The organism is Mesorhizobium sp. M7A.F.Ca.US.014.04.1.1, from assembly GCF_003998745.1.
GTDB lineage: Bacteria > Pseudomonadota > Alphaproteobacteria > Rhizobiales > Rhizobiaceae > Mesorhizobium > Mesorhizobium ciceri.
Window position 1 is genome coordinate 1 of sequence record NZ_RZRW01001362.1, and the last position, 528, is coordinate 528.

Sequence of the window (528 nt, forward strand, 5' to 3'; positions counted from 1 at the left end):
GAAGAAGGGCTCGAACGCCTTGTTCAGGAGTTCCGTGGGTATGCCCGGGCCGTGGTCAGATATGGTCAGAACGGCGCGATTGTCGGCTGCGGCCAGGTCGATGCGGCACGCCTTGCCATGGGTGGCGGCGTTGACGATCAGGTTGCGCAAGGCGCGGCGCAGGCCAAGCGCGCCGGCCCGCACGCAAACCTTGTCCAGGTGCCCGATCGACACGGCATGGCCGAGCGATGCCATCTCGGCTTCGATATCGCGCACCGTCTTTGCCAGGTCGACCGGTTCGACGGCGTCCTGGTTCACCTCTTCGCGCACCAGACGGATGGCGCTGTCGGCGATGCGGTCGAGTTCGTCGAGGTCGTGAAGCCATTTGTCGCGTTCGTCGTCGAGGAATTCGGCGCGCAGCCGCATGCGCGTCATCGGCGTTCGCAGATCATGGCCGGCGGCGGCGACCAGCCGCATGCGGCTTTCCATGGCGGTCCGCAGCCGCGACGAGAGTTGGTTCAGCGCATGCGCGGTGGCCTTGACCTCGGC

Annotated in this window: 1 protein-coding gene; it reads right to left on the reverse strand. The window is 66.7% G+C overall.

All coding sequences use genetic code 11. The features are described from left to right. Nucleotides 1-528 (reverse strand): ATP-binding protein (locus EOA22_RS36550; RefSeq protein WP_245478813.1); only part of this gene is annotated, 528 nt, incomplete at both ends.